This is a genomic window from Rariglobus hedericola, from assembly GCF_007559335.1.
Taxonomy (GTDB): domain Bacteria; phylum Verrucomicrobiota; class Verrucomicrobiia; order Opitutales; family Opitutaceae; genus Rariglobus; species Rariglobus hedericola.
In genome coordinates, this window is record NZ_VMBG01000001.1 from 2,323,417 (window position 1) to 2,336,732 (window position 13,316).

Below are 13,316 nucleotides of genomic sequence, written 5' to 3' on the forward strand. Positions count from 1 at the left end.
CAACCCTCCGCTCGAAGCGCCCGCCCGTGATCACCGACGAACATCGCCGGAACCATTTGGACCGCCTGGTCGAGGCATGGGACGGCATCTTTGATCCAGAAATTGTGGGCCTGCGCCACTCGGGGCTCAAATCACCGCGCAACCCGTCGCCCGCCTGCGAGGAATCCCTGCACTACGCACTCGCATTGCTGGAAATGGCCGAGCGATCCCGTCAAGGCCGCGCCGAAGCGATCATCAACCGCCTCGTCGATCCATCAACTCCGCCTGGCACCGGCGCACTCACCCTCTCGTTGATCTGGCACCGTCACCGCCGCCGGCTCCCGTCCGCGTTGACCGAAAAAATCGCGCTCAACCTGGAAAAATCGGCAACCAGTATCCGTTATTCAGATACCAACCGCAAATCCGCCGTCCCGCCCGAAGCCATCAACGAGATCTTCGTGCTGCTCTCCGCCGCCCGAATTCTCGATGACGCAACTTTGCGCACGCACGCCATCAACCGGCTCAACACGCCTGCGGATAACCGCCCTCTTCCGGCGCGCGCATCCAAGGATGTCGCCGCCCGCGATCTGGCGGTCGCCCTGGCCGGCTTTCGTGCCATTGACACTTATATTGCAGGGGCCGATGCCGCGTCACTGATTGAACCCGCCCTGCTGAATTTTCAAAACGAAATCCTGCCACCTTTGCAGCTGCGCGCCGGACAAATCCGCGGCACCGACTTGCTGGCCCTTCTCGTGGATAACGCCCTCCGCGGCATCCAGTCCGGCAGTGCCGACTCGGCCCAACGCACGTTCGCCGCGCTCTACGCCTGCGTGATGAAAATCGAATCCACTCCCGTCCGCCTCGCGGATGAAGCCGCCCTCCCCGCGCGCTAAAATCCTGCGGCTACCTTCCCCTTTTTCCGTTATGAACTACCTCCAGAAACCCTCCCGCAACTTCCTCCGGTCCGCCTTGCTTGCCGCCGGCCTCGCTCTCCTTACCACGTCGCTCTCCGCTGCCGATCCCGAGCAGGCCCTCGTCGCCAAATGGACGTTCAAGAACGGCTCGCTCACCAGCGTTCCCGGCAACATTGCCCTGTCTTCTAGCCGCCCCTTCACCCCCAAATCGCAGAAGGGCGCCATCACTCTCAGCGACCGCCAATACCTGATTGCCTCCGCGCTCAACTCGGAAAAATTTCCCGCGCTCACCAGCGGCGTGACCATCTGGGCCCGCATTCGCATGGATGCCCTGCCCACGGATTATGAGATCAATCTCCTCGGCTTGCAGGACACGCCCGACACCGGCGATTGGTCCAACATGGTCTTCTCCCTTCTCTACCGCCCCGTCGGCGGCGACGTCACCCAGGCCGGTTTCTCCTTCCTGAGTCGCACCTCCAACGGCACGCAACTCGGCGTGGGTTCATCGCGTTTCCAACCCGCGCCCGTCGGCGAATTCATCGATGTCGCCCTGGTCTTCGACCCGGCTTTCAACGCCGCCAGCATGTGGGTCGACGGCGTCCTCGTCACCAGCCGCCACCACGATGCCCTCGCGTTGCCACGCTTCGGCGGACTCGGCATCGGCCAGCTCAAATCCCCCGGCTCGCTCATGGGCGTGACCACCTATGACGAAATCCGCGTCTACTCGCGCGCCCTCAGCGAAAAAGAACTCAAGGCACTGAAACCCACGCAGGATTAACCCGCCGCCGTCATCATCATGACAACCTCCTTCATTCGCACGACCATCGCGGCCGTCGCTGCCTTGCTGCTCGGTGCCGTCGCTTTTGCCGAAGCCCCCGTGCGCATCATGCAACTGGGCGATTCGCTCACCGCCCAGTCGGAGGCGCGCAAATTCCTCTACGACAAACTCACCGCCGACGGCATCTCCTTCGAGTTCGTGGGATCAAAAGGCGGCGCCCCGCTTCGCCACGAAGGCCACGGCGGTTACACCATCGGCCCCGACGAGAGCAAGCCGGGCAGCCTCTTTGCCAACATCGAAGAATGGGTTCCCGCCGCGCGCCCCGACATCATCACCGTCCTCGTCGGCAACAACGACTACAACGGCAAGGCAGGCGTCGATCCTTCCAACGCGCCCGAGCGCATGACCGCCTTTCTCGATCGTCTGCACACCCTCGCGCCCAAGGCCACCATCCTCGTTTCCTCCGTGCTTAAAATCGCCTGGAAAGACGACTACGCCGGCCCGCTCAACCGCGCCCTGCCCGACATCATCAAACAACAACAAGCCGCCGGCCGCAGCGTTCACTTCGTGGATCTGCACACCGAGGTGGACTTGATCAAAGGCGAGCGCCCCTACGACAAACCGGGTGGCGACTACATCGATGGCACGCACCTCAACGCCTCCGGCGGAAAAAAACTAGCCGACGGCTGGTATGCGCACCTGAAGCCTCTGCTTAAACCGTAGCCTGCTTCTCCCGCCATTCCCGAGGCGTGCAGCCCATGCGCGCCCGGAACTGGCGCGCGAAATAATTCCCGTCTCCAAACCCCGCCGCCAGCGCCGCCTCGGTCACGGTCGTGTCCGCATCGCGCAACAGGTGACACGCCCGCGCCAAGCGCACTTGCAGTAAATAGTCGATGGGCGAAGTTCCCGTCACCGCCTTGAACGCACGCTTGAACGTGCTCAGCGACATGCCTGCTTTTTTTGCCAGCACGTTCAGCTCAACCGCCTCCGCGTGTTTCTCCTCGATGTGCCGGATAGCCTTCTGCACCGCCAGCAACCGCCGCCCCGCGGGTGATGCATGTGCGCCATAGCTCCGCGCCAATCGCACCACCAACTGCGTGAACAACGCCTCCACCAGCACTGTTCCGCCTTTCATATAATCCCGCGTCTCGGCTTCCAGTTCGCGCACGAGGGTCGTCACGCGCTCCAGCTCTTCCGGCGGCAACCGCAGGTGCCCCGCGAAGCCCTGCGCATCGCGATACTTCGGTTCCGATTCAAACAATGCCTGCCACCCCGCCATACGGCGTAATTCGTCGGTTGGTTCCGGCAACCGTTTCGGCAAAAACAGCACGTTCACCAATCCCAGACCGCGCACATCAGCGAACCCGTGCGGTTGATCCGGCGGAATAAAAAATACATCCCCCGCCGCGATCGGATACCGTCCCTCGGCGGTTACATGCAGGGCCGTCCCCGCCGTAATGATCGTGAGCTCTGAAAACTCATGCCGATGCACCGCCATCGCTCCTTGCTCCGGCATCGAAATGACGACGACCGGCAGTTCCTTGACAAAAAAATAATCCGCGACGCGCAGTCGTTGCATAGGAGTGAGCCGAACGTGCTAGCCCACTTCCGCAACGTCAAATCCACCTTGCTTCAAGTAGGATCGTCGTGCTCGCGATACCACGCCAGCGTCTCGGCGAGCCCGGCTTCCAAATCGTAGCCCGGCTTCCAGCCCGCCGCGCGCAGTTTGTCCGCCGATGCACGCGAGTGCCGCACATCACCGGTTCGCGGCGCTTCGTGCACGATTGTGCCCTTGCCTCCGGTCTGCGCCAGAATGCGCTCGGCTATTGCGTTGATCGTAATGCTGCCGCCGTAACCGACATTGAACACGCCCGTGAGCCCCACCGTGGATGCCGCAAAAATATTCGCCGCCACCACGTCCTTCACGAAAACAAAATCCCGCGTCTGTTCGCCATCGCCATGGATCGTGATCGGTTGTTCCGCCAGCGCACGTCGGATAAAAATCGGCACCGCCGCCGCATACGCGCTGCGCGGATCCTGCCTCGGCCCAAACACATTGAAATAACGCAGGCACGCGGTCTCGATTCGTCCCGTCGCGGCGAACAACGCACAGTAATATTCACCATCAAGCTTGGTGATCGCGTAAGGACTCTTCGGCGCCGGACGCATATCTTCGCGCTTCGGCACCTCGGGATCATCACCGTAGATCGCCGCCGAACTGGAAAGCACCAGTTTGCGCACACCGGCGGCGGACGCTTCTTCAAGCACGGTCAGCAAGCCCGTGACGTTGAGTGAAACGCACTCGTGAATGCGCTCCATCGACTCCGGCACGCTGACGAGCGCGGCCAGATGGAACACCGCGTCACAGCCCCGCACCGCCTCGCGCACGATCTCACGATCCGTAATGCAGCCGCGCACGAGGCGCACCGGCAGATCCTCGATGTTGCGCAGATGGCCCGTGCGAAAATTGTCCAACACCACGACCTCCGCACCTTGTTCGAGCAACGCACGCACGAGATGCCCGCCGATGAAACCCGAGCCGCCGGTCACGAGCGCTTTTTTGATGGATACGGCGCTCATTGGGAAAGGGCTGAGACGATTTTTTCAAAGGCCGCCGACTGCGCCTCCAGGCTGCGCACCAGCGCGAACTGATTGCGCGCACGGTCGAGGTTGTGACCGGGTCGCTTGATCTTGAAATACACGTCGCCCTGCAGGTGGTCGGTCAGGAACCGCAGACCGATCTCGTAGGTGATCACCTGTCCCGCAACGACCAGGTGCGCGCGCTCGACGTCGTTGAGCGCCGCGCCGGCTCCGGCGAGAAACCCCTCTGCCAAAGCCGCGAAGATTTCCGGCCGCGCCACGACTTGGGTGAGATCGGTTTCGTCTTCGGCCGCTGCATTCGTTGCCGAGCGCACCATATCGCCGAAGTCATACAACGAGAGTCCGGGCATGACCGTATCGAGGTCGATCACGCACACGCCGGCGCCCGTGACGTCGTCGAGCATCACGTTGTTGAGCTTGGTGTCGTTGTGCGTCACGCGCTCCGGCACGAGTCCGGCGTCCAGCAGATCGGTGAGCGTGCGCGCGAGCGGTTCTTTGCTCCGCGCAAAGGCCACGTCCTCCGCGCAACCCGCCGCGCGTCCCACCACATCCGCCTGCGCCGCCGCATCGAAGGTCGCGTAGCGGCGCGGCGTGTGATGAAACGCCGGAATCGTCTCGCTCAACCGCCCGCCCGGCAGGTCGGCCAGCAGTCGCTGAAACTCGCCGAAGGCCTGCGCCGCGGTGCGAGCCTGCGCGGCCGACTCGATTTTATCGTAGGTCAAAGCCTGCTCGATGAAGAGATACGCGCGCCACCAGGCACCGCCGTCATCGCGCACATACGGACGTCCATCGCGCCCCGGAATCACCGTGAGCGAGCGTCGCGAGGCATCGCCCCCCCCCGTCGCCGTCAGCCGCGCCTGTTGATGCGAGGTGACGCGCAGAATGTTGTCCATCAGCGCAGGCACATCGGTGAAGATGCGATGATTGATGCGCTGGAAAATATAGCGCACCGCCGTGCCGGCCTGCGAAACCGTGACAGCAAACGTATCGTTGATGTGCCCGGAACCGTGGTGCGCCGCCGCAACGGCTTCGCCGTAGATCGAAAAACGGCGCGTCAGTTCGACGAATTCAGACAACGAGGGAAGGGTCGTGGTGGACATAGTAGAAAGGGATCAGGTGTTGAGCGGCGACGGATACGCGCCGGCGGCGACGAGCGCGGCGATGGCGGCTTGCACGCGCGGTTTGTCTTCACGGTAAGTCACACCGAACCACTGGTCCGCCGTGGGCAGCACGTGCACGCTTACTTCGCCAGCGGTGAGCAGGTCGTTCACCGCGAACGGCAGATAAAACTCGGTTTTCTCCGCCGTGCCGTTGATCGCGAGAAACGCCCGCCACCGCGCATCCAGCATCGGCAGAAAATCCGCGGTGAACCCCCAGCAGTTCATCGAAACCGTGACCTCAGGCGCATATTTTTTGTCCGAACCCACGCCCACCTCGGTCGCCAGAATGCCGGTGTGTTCCTCGATGCCTTGCAACACCCCGTCGGCTCCCACCGCGCACACACCGCGCGACACCGCGCCGTGTTCGGACAACGTGTTGGCGAGCGCGAAGCCCACCATCGCGAACTCTGGCGGATGCGCCTTCGCCGCTCCCGCCGCCCGCAGAAACGTCGCGAGCCGCTCAAACGATCCCGCCCCGTAAAAGTCGTCCGCATTCACCACCGCAAACGGTCCGTTGAGTGCCTCGCGCGCGCACCACACCGCATGCCCCGTGCCCCACGGCTTCGTGCGACCCGCCGGTAACACATGTCCCTCCGGCAGTGCGTCGAGCGCTTGGAATACATAGTCCACCTGCACGCGGCCCGCGAAACGCGCGCCCACCACCGCGCGAAACTCCGCCTCGAAATCACGGCGTATGATGAACAGCACGCGGTCAAATCCCGCACGGATCGCGTCATGCACCGAGTAGTCGAGCACGGTCTCTCCGGACGGCCCCATGGGATCGACCTGCTTGAGTCCGCCGTAGCGCGATCCCATCCCCGCCGCGAGAACCACCAGTGTGAGTTGCATGGCGACCAAACGAAACAAAAAATCCATGTATGCAACAAAATATCTTGTTGCAAAATGAAGCACGCCACCCTCGTGTTTCATTTATGCCGTCCCGCTCCTCCGAGCCGAAACCCAGCAAGCGCCTCGAACTTTTTTTGCGCACCCGCGCCGTTGACGACGCCTGGCCCGTCGATCGTCCGCTGCCCACGACCCGCGAGCTGGCCAAACGCTTCAAGCTCTCCGCCGCCACCGCGTTTCGCACGCTCCAGGAGCTCTCCCGCGAAAACCTCTTCTGGCAGCACACCAGCGGACGCTTCTATCGCGCCGCCGCACGTCCGATGCTCGACCGCCCGCGTCCCGCCGCGTGCCTCATCCGCCGCCTGGAATTATGCAGCGCCCTCTACAGTGAATTGCTCGAGGGCATCAGCGCCGGCTGCGGCGAAGCGCACCGCGCCATGCTGCTTTGGCACGACGACGTGCTCGTCAACCACGCCGACCCCGAGCGTCCGCCCGCCTTCGCAGGCGCTGACGCCCAACGCCTCCTCCTCAACAGCTTCCTCGAACGCCACGGCGACGATGCCGGCGGCTTTCTTCTCGATCACGTGTGGTCCGACGCCGTGCTAAAACGCGCCGGCGACCGCCTCGCGCCCGGCGTGCTTTTGTTTCGCAAAGCCCCCGCCGGCCTCCGCCTGTCCAATGTCCGCGCCGACTTCGACGCCGCCGCGACCCAGGCGCTCGCCCACCTGCTCGGCCGCGGCTTCACCCGCATCATCCCCGTCGAACCTTTCGCCGGAGATCCCGCCGTAACGGAATTTTTCAACGCCGTGGAAACCGCCGCCCGCGCCCTCGCCTGCTCCGATCGTATCGCTCCGTCCGTCCGCGCCGGCACACCCGAAGAAGCCGCCGCCCTCATTCGCTCGCTGCCGAAAACCACCCGCACCGCCCTGCTCATCCCCGAGGACCACGTCGCCGTGCGCCTGCACACACTCTTAAAAGAATCCGCCCGCGCCTGCCCCGTCGGCCTGCTCGCCGTGATGGGCACCGGCGTCAGCGCCCGCGCCGGACTCAGCCGGATCAGTTTCGATTTCCGCGCCATGGGCCGCGCCGCTGTCGGCCTGCTCGCGGAATCAAAATCGCGCAGCATCGCCTTTCCGCCCGTGCTCCATCACGGCGAAACCACCTGATTTTCAGCCCCAGGATCGAAGCCGGACAACTGGATACAGACCACGCTCCAGCTGGATTTTGCGCGTCACCCATCGTCGAAAATCGGGACTAAAACCCCGGTAATTCACGCGCGTAAAACACCTGCGCGCTCAAAATCGATCAGCCCGCACTTAAGGCAATTTACTGGCCGCGCTCTCGCAAGTATCCAGCAATCGCACGTTCCGGAAAATTTTATCATATATAAAATTTAATATCATCATCTTACAAAATCTCTGCGCCGTTTGCGTAACCACTTACATTTAAATCTTGTAACCGGTTACATCGTTGGCCTTAGTCCTGCTAAACCTACCCCGTTCACGCTCAAAACAAGCTCATGATTCGCCTCGGTCTCATCGGTATCGGTCAACGTCTCGCTCACATGGTGACGTGCTTCAAAGCCAGCGATCCCTCGCTGCGCATCGTCGGCGTCGTGGACCCCGACCGCGAAGGCGCCCTCGCCCGCCTCCCCGAGCCCGACCGCGCCCACGTTCGCTTCTTCGACAGCCTCGATGAATTGCTCCGCGAAGCCCGCCCGGACGCCCTCGCGATCGGCACCCGCTGCAATCTCCACACGCCCCTCGCCATCGCCGCCGCCGCGTCCGGCCTGCCCCTCTTTCTCGAAAAACCCGTCTCCGTTTCGTTCGCCCAGGCCCACGCCCTCGAGCAAGCCTTCGCCCGCTCCCGCTCCGAGGTCGTCGTGAGTTTCCCGCTCCGCGTTTCCCATCTCTGCCGCATGGTCAAAGCCCGCGTCGAAGCCGGCGAACTCGGCCGCCTCGAGCATCTCCTCGGCGTGAACTACGTCCCCTACGGCAACGTTTACTTCGACTCGTGGTATCGCGACTACGCGACGACCCAGGGCCTCTTCCTCCAGAAGGCCACACACGACTTCGACTACCTCACCTACCTCGCCGGCGCACCCATCGTCCGCGTCGCCGCCATGGCGCAACAGGGCCGCGTCTTCCGCGACCGCTCCCTCGAACCCGCCGAAGGCGACGACACCCGCACCTACTTCGACAACATCGGCCGCCCCGAGACCGGCATGAACGAAGACGCCTCCAGCGCCCTCCTCGAATTCGCCAACGGTATCCACGGAGTCTATACACAGGTCTTCTACTCCAAGCACGAAGCCCAGGCCCGCGGTGCCACGCTCAGCGGACGCCACGGCACACTCCGCTTCGACTGGTATCAAAACGAGCTCCGCCTCCACCCCCACGCCGAGGCCGCCACCGTCACCGACCGCCCCCCCGAGGGACTCAACCACTTCGGCGGCGACGGCGTGCTCGCCGAAAACTTCATCAACGTCATCCGCGGCCGCGCCGCCTCCGCCTCGCCGCTCTCCGCCGGACTCCAGAGCGTTTATGCCTGCCTCGCCGCCCGCGAAAGCGCCGCCACCGGCCGCTTTGTCGCCGTCCAGCAGGTCACCGAACTCGCCCCCGCCTCCGAGATTCCCGCCGAGTCCCCCGAACCCGTCGCCGCCTCCGCCTGAGCCATCCGCCACCCACCATGGATATCCGCACGTTCTCCTCCCTCATCGGCGTCTCCACCGCCACCGTCTCGCGCGCCTTCTCCGGCCGCGGTGTCGTCGGTGCCGCCACCCGGGAGCACGTGCTCAGCGAAGCCCGCCGCCTCAACTTCAGCCCCAACGTCCTCGCCGCCGCCTCTCCATGCAATCCAGCGGCGTGCTCGGCCTGTATTATAGTTTCGGCGACGAAGCCATTTTCGACTACTACAACATGGAGCTCGCGCAAGAGGTCGCCAAAGCCGCCGCATCCGCCGGCTTCGGACTCCACCTCGAACTCGCCCCGCGCCGCACGCCCGTCCCCACCGACCCCGCCGCGCAACTCGCCGCCCTCGCCGCCGGCAAAGCCATCGACGGCGTCGTCGTGGTCTCTGACGGACACGACAGCGCCCGCCACCTCCTCGCCCAACTCAAAGGCACGCCCGCCGTCATCCTCACCGGCGAACTCCACGCCGGCCTCGATTGCCTCGCGCAGGTCGTCATCGATTTCGAACCCGGCGTGCGCGCCGCCGTCGATCACCTCGTCGCCCAGGGACACCGCAACATCGGCTTCGTCCGCGGACTCGGCGACACCGCCAAACTCTCCGCCCTGCAAAAAGCCCTCGCCGCCCACGGCCTCAAGCCCGCCGACATCGCCATGCGCACCGGCCACAAAACCTTTGCCGACGGCCAGCGCGCCTTCGCCGAACTCCGCGCCGCCGGTGTCACCGCCGCGATCTGCGCGACCGACATCCTCGCCCTCGGCGCGATCCACGGCGCATCCGCCGCCGGCGTGAAATTGCCACAGGAATTTTCCATCATCGGCATCGACGACCTTGCCATCGCCGAACACTCGGTCCCCACGCTGTCGAGCATCGGCGTTCCCCGCGCAACGCTCGCCCGTGAAGCCATCGCCGCGCTCACGACCGCACTGCGCAAACCAGCCGAAGACGAGACTGCACCGACCGTGCTCCCCGTCTCAACCTACTTCATCCCCCGCGAATCCAGCGGGCCCATTTCCGCCTGAGAACATTCAACGTCAGCTTCAAAACAACACACATCATGAACACGCTCCACCGCCTGCTCGCCCTCCCGGTCCTCGCCCTGACCGTTGCCACCGCTAACGCCGGAACATTCGCCGAGATCAACTTGGTTGATAACAGCCTTGCCGACTGGACCGGCATTGTTGCGTCCGCCACCAACACCGGCGCTGGACCGGTAGACCAAATCTTCGTGTCCAACAACGACACGCGCCTTTTTATCCTCATCACATTTAAGACAAACACCAATATTCTGACGGACGGCTTTCGTCTGAACATCGATAGCGATGGTAATGCAAACACCGGTTTCCACACTTACGGAACACCGAGCATAGGCTCGGAGGTTCTTTTTGAAGGAGACACCGCTTATCGCCAGGCAGACGGAGTGTATAGCACCGGAACATCGGCGCCTTTTTCCTTGCTCATCGGGCCTTACAACCAAGCCGTCGCCGCGCTTGAGTTCGGCATCGTCCGCACAGCCATGGTCGATAGCACGCCGATCTTCCAAAGTGGCACAATCAACTTGGCGACTTATTTTGAATCGCCCGGCAGCTCCTCACTCATCGGGCCGATCAACTACACCTTCGCCTCCGCCGTCCCCGAGCCCTCCACCTACGCAGCTCTCGCGGGCATGGGCGTCCTCACACTCGCCTTCTTCCGCCGCCGCCGCTAAACCCTGAAGCCGTCGGGCGTTTTCCACCAACCGCAACTCATCGCACACGTCATGAACCACTCGTTCTCACGTCGGCGCCCCTCCGGCTTCACTCTCATCGAATTGCTCACGGTCATCGCCATCATCGGCGTGCTCGCAGGCATCATCTTCGCCGTCCTCGGCAACATCCGTCGCAGCGCCCAGCAAACCCAGTCGCTGTCCAAGCTTCGCAACATCGGTTCCGCCGCCTTGGTCTACGCGAGCGAACACCGCGGCGGCCTTCCCGTGTGGCACAATTACACCACGGGCACCTACTGGTGGCGCACGCTTCAGCCCTATATCGGCGAAGACCTCGAAGCCTTCCACAGCCCGGCCCACACCGGCTTCGACCCGTCGACTCCGGATCGTTTCACCGAGACCATGTCCTACGGGTGGAACTACGCCGTCAGCGGCCGCCACGTGGGCGACCCCAACCGTGGCAGCAACCACTCGCTGATCGTTAACGATTTCCCTAATCCCACCAAGGTCCTCATCGCCGCGGAAGCCCAGGAATCCGCCTACGGTTTCATCGCCGCGGACACACCTCCCGCCCAAGGCCGCTACGGTGAAAATGTCCCCTCCGTCTTCCTCGATGGGCATGTCGATAGCCGTCCCTACTCCGAGTTTCTACAGACCGCACCCTGGTTCGTCGGCCCCAAAGAAGTCCCCCCCTACATTCCCACTCCGTCTCCCCAATGAAACCGACCTTTCTGCTTTTCCTCGCCCTCCTCTGCGCCACCGTCTCCGCCCAAGCCCAGCCCTTCACCCAGCCCGCCGCCGCAACGACCGCCCCTGAAGGCACCGGCCTCATCGCCGCCAACGCAGCCGTCGCCAACGGCATCCTCACCCTCAGCCTCAAATCCAAGGGCGGCGAATTTACTGCCTGGACCCATGTCTTCATCGATGTCGGTCCCGCCGCCAAACCGTCCTACAACCACACCTCCGGAAAACCCGCCGGCAACGGCCTCGAAATCCTCCTCGAGGGTTCGCAGGCCTACCGGTTCAACAGCGATGATCCCCACGTCTGGTCCTGGACCCCGCTCGCCGGCGTCACCGTCGAACGCACCGTCACCGGCGACACGCTCACCCTCAAAACCGCCCTCGCCCCCCTCGGCCTGCCCTCCGGCGGCACGGTGAAAATCTTCGCCGCCACCTACACAGAGAACTACGCCGACACCCTCGACACGATCCCACGCGACACGCGTTCCTGGACCTTCACCGTTCCTAAATACAACGCCCCGCTCCCCGGTGCCAAAACCACCTCCGCCGTCACACCCCTGCCCGCCCGCACCGACGCCCGCACCGCCTTCAAAAAAATCCAGTCTTACTCCTGCTTCTACGGCCCGGGCCGCACCACCGACCTCCTCACCCGCGACGCCGCCATCATCGAAACCCGCGCCCAATCCGTCGCCGAAGTGAACGCCCTCCGCGCCGCCGGACGCCTCGCGATCGGCTACATCTCCATCGGCGAAGACTCCGAACTGCGCACCGGCGACACCAAAGGCCCCGGCGGCTACGACTCCGCCTACTTCGATCGCAACGCCGACAATCTCCCCGACAAAAACGAAACCTGGAACTCCTACTTCGCCAACGCCGCCTCCCCCGCCTGGCGCGCGCACTTCCTCGCCCGCGCCGACGAGATCATCAAGTCCCACGGCGTGGACGGCTTCTTCCTCGATACCGTCGAAACCTCCCTCAGCTACCGCGACTCCTTCCCCGCGATGGTCTCGCTCATCCGCGAGCTCCGCGCCCGCCACCCCGCCGCCGTCATCGTCCTCAACCGCGGCTGGGACCTCCTCCCCGACCTCGGCGCCACACCCGACGGCATCATGTTCGAAAGCTTCACCCTCAGCTACGACTTCGCCGAGAAACGCTACGTCACCATGCGCCCCTCCGCCTGGGACCACGGGCTCGAGGTCTGGCAAACCCTCATCCACCCCGCGCAAAAGAAGCATGGCCTCGTCGCCCTCGCGCTCGACTACGCTCCCGCTGCCGACAGTCCCGAGATCGCCCTCGCCTACGACCGCGCCGCCACGCTCGGCATGATCCCCTGCGTCACGTCCATCATGCTCGATGCGTTCTACGACATCGCTTACCAAGGCCGCACCGACGCCCGCTGGCTCTCCCCCGCCGAGACCGCCGACACCCGTATCGTAACCTTGGATACCGAGCGCAACGGCTTCCCCGCCGGCACCCGCGTCACCCCGAGCTCCAACTACGCCGACTACACCGTCGCCGCCGTGATCGACGGCGTCGCCGACAAAGACTCTCTCGGCTGGCGCGACCGCGCGTGGGCCTCCACCGAAAGCCGCACCGAGCACTCCCTTGAGTTCACCTTCCCGCCCGTCGCCTCCGCCACCGGCGTGACCATCGACTGGGCCCGCGACAACGGCCGCGCCTTTCCCGCCCGCGCCTTCCGCGTCGAAGTCCGCCCCGCCGGCCCCGACGCCACCGCCTGGACGCGCATCGCTCAAGTAAAGGACAACACCGTCGGCCGCAGCCTCATCACCTTCGATCCCGCCACGATCACCGCCCTGCGCATCGTCCAATCCGTCGCCGGCGGCGCCTCCGACCGCCCCAATCTGATGTGGGTCCAGCAAGTCAGCCTCGTTCGCTAACTGCCC

Annotated in this window: 13 protein-coding genes and 1 pseudogene; 10 read left to right on the forward strand and 4 right to left on the reverse strand. The window is 64.1% G+C overall.

Annotation, left to right across the window (positions count from 1 at the left end):
- Window positions 1-26: 26 nt before the first annotated feature.
- Genes FPL22_RS09990 through FPL22_RS10000 form a run of 3 tightly spaced genes read left to right on the forward strand, consistent with a single transcriptional unit; the run spans window position 27 to window position 2,394 of the window.
- Window positions 27-872 (forward strand): hypothetical protein, encoded by an 846-nt coding sequence (locus FPL22_RS09990; protein ID WP_144230133.1) that lies wholly within the window; start codon window positions 27-29, stop codon window positions 870-872.
- A 31-nt stretch (window positions 873-903) separates the two neighbouring features.
- Window positions 904-1,671, forward strand: a complete 768-nt coding sequence (locus tag FPL22_RS09995; RefSeq protein ID WP_162525251.1) for a LamG domain-containing protein — start codon at window positions 904-906, stop codon at window positions 1,669-1,671.
- Between the two features lie 18 nt (window positions 1,672-1,689).
- Window positions 1,690-2,394, forward strand: coding sequence for a GDSL-type esterase/lipase family protein (locus tag FPL22_RS10000; protein ID WP_144230135.1), 705 nt, complete (start codon window positions 1,690-1,692; stop codon window positions 2,392-2,394).
- Here FPL22_RS10000 and FPL22_RS10005 read toward each other — a convergent pair.
- From FPL22_RS10005 to FPL22_RS10020, 4 genes are read right to left on the reverse strand one after another with little or no spacing between them, the layout of a single operon-like run.
- Window positions 2,384-3,250, reverse strand: a complete 867-nt coding sequence (locus FPL22_RS10005; RefSeq protein ID WP_144230136.1) for a helix-turn-helix domain-containing protein — start codon at window positions 3,248-3,250, stop codon at window positions 2,384-2,386. The genes FPL22_RS10000 and FPL22_RS10005 overlap by 11 nt on opposite strands.
- 53 nt (window positions 3,251-3,303) lie before the next feature.
- On the reverse strand, window positions 3,304-4,251 hold the full coding sequence (locus tag FPL22_RS10010) for an NAD-dependent epimerase/dehydratase family protein (RefSeq protein WP_144230137.1): 948 nt from the start codon (window positions 4,249-4,251) through the stop codon (window positions 3,304-3,306).
- Window positions 4,248-5,372 (reverse strand): phosphotransferase, encoded by a 1,125-nt coding sequence (locus FPL22_RS10015; RefSeq protein ID WP_144230138.1) that lies wholly within the window; start codon window positions 5,370-5,372, stop codon window positions 4,248-4,250. The genes FPL22_RS10010 and FPL22_RS10015 overlap by 4 nt, the downstream gene beginning before the upstream one ends.
- Before the next feature lie 12 nt (window positions 5,373-5,384).
- On the reverse strand, window positions 5,385-6,281 hold the full coding sequence (locus FPL22_RS10020) for a sugar phosphate nucleotidyltransferase (protein WP_144230139.1): 897 nt from the start codon (window positions 6,279-6,281) through the stop codon (window positions 5,385-5,387).
- Between the two features lie 83 nt (window positions 6,282-6,364).
- On the opposite strand from FPL22_RS10020, the gene FPL22_RS10025 reads away from it, so the two are divergent.
- The 7 genes and pseudogenes from FPL22_RS10025 (at window position 6,365) to FPL22_RS10055 (ending at window position 13,310) form a co-directional block, all read left to right on the forward strand.
- The gene (locus tag FPL22_RS10025) at window positions 6,365-7,444 is read left to right on the forward strand and encodes a substrate-binding domain-containing protein (protein ID WP_238991372.1); all 1,080 of its coding nucleotides are present in this window, start codon (window positions 6,365-6,367) and stop codon (window positions 7,442-7,444) included.
- Window positions 7,445-7,797: 353 nt separating this feature from the next.
- Complete coding sequence (locus tag FPL22_RS10030; protein WP_144230141.1) at window positions 7,798-8,949, forward strand: Gfo/Idh/MocA family protein; 1,152 nt, start codon at window positions 7,798-7,800, stop codon at window positions 8,947-8,949.
- Between the two features lie 17 nt (window positions 8,950-8,966).
- Window positions 8,967-9,095, forward strand: a pseudogene (locus FPL22_RS18215) (LacI family DNA-binding transcriptional regulator); the annotation flags it as partial.
- Between the two features lie 32 nt (window positions 9,096-9,127).
- Window positions 9,128-9,988 (forward strand): LacI family DNA-binding transcriptional regulator, encoded by an 861-nt coding sequence (locus FPL22_RS10040; RefSeq protein WP_144230142.1) that lies wholly within the window; start codon window positions 9,128-9,130, stop codon window positions 9,986-9,988.
- 35 nt (window positions 9,989-10,023) lie between these two features.
- Window positions 10,024-10,674, forward strand: a complete 651-nt coding sequence (locus FPL22_RS10045) for a PEP-CTERM sorting domain-containing protein (protein ID WP_144230143.1) — start codon at window positions 10,024-10,026, stop codon at window positions 10,672-10,674.
- A 51-nt stretch (window positions 10,675-10,725) separates the two neighbouring features.
- The gene (locus FPL22_RS10050; RefSeq protein ID WP_144230144.1) at window positions 10,726-11,391 is read left to right on the forward strand and encodes a type II secretion system protein; all 666 of its coding nucleotides are present in this window, start codon (window positions 10,726-10,728) and stop codon (window positions 11,389-11,391) included.
- Window positions 11,388-13,310: an endo alpha-1,4 polygalactosaminidase gene (locus FPL22_RS10055; protein ID WP_144230145.1), complete on the forward strand. Its 1,923-nt coding sequence runs from the start codon at window positions 11,388-11,390 to the stop codon at window positions 13,308-13,310. Before FPL22_RS10050 ends, FPL22_RS10055 begins: the two co-directional genes overlap by 4 nt.
- Window positions 13,311-13,316: the final 6 nt, after the last annotated feature.